Raw genomic sequence first — 658 nt, forward strand, 5'->3', positions numbered from 1 at the left:
GATTTGCTCCAGCGCAAATTGGGTGAGTTGCATTTTTCGGGCAAACGACTCTTTGTCGTTGGTTTCCCTGAGGTCGTTGTATTTTTGGGCAATCGCTGTGCGGAGTTCTTCGTAATTGAGTATCTCGTCAATCTCGGCATTGTGCAACGATTGAAGCGCATCTAATTGTTTAAGTTCGGCGGCTTCCGAATCGTTTATAAGTGTGTCCTTTGCGCCGGAACTGAGTTTGTCGTCATCGAGCAAACTTTTCAGGTCTTTCTTTTTGTGAGTTTGGTTTGGGTTGTCTTTGACTAATTGCTCGGCGGCTTCCTTGTTCTTTTTCTTTTCGGGGTCGTATTTGTCTTCTATTGCTTGTTTGAGAATATAGTATTGCTCCGTTGTCCGCAATTCTTCAGTAAATAAATCGTTCAGGGTTTTCAATTCTTCAGCCTTTTTTTGAGCTTCTGTTTTAGCGGCTTCTTTGTTGTATTTTGCAATGAGGGCTTTTATTTTTGCCTGCCGGTCCAATTCTATTTTCTCGGCTTTTTGTTTGGCATCAAGGGTTACCTTTTCTATTTCTTCCTCATACTTGACGTATTCGTTTGAACCTTTTTGGTAAAGCAATTGCTTTTTTGATAGCATTTCCCGTTCGATGCGTAGCAGTTCTTCTTCGTAAGAC

At 41.6% G+C, this 658-nt stretch carries 1 protein-coding gene; it reads right to left on the minus strand.

Going from position 1 to position 658, the window contains the following annotated elements; genetic code table 11:
• A partial coding sequence (locus ASC50_RS02890) for a hypothetical protein (RefSeq protein WP_158648330.1) occupies nt 1-658 on the minus strand: 658 nt, incomplete at both ends.

The sequence above is a fragment of the Candidatus Symbiothrix dinenymphae genome, from assembly GCF_001431085.1.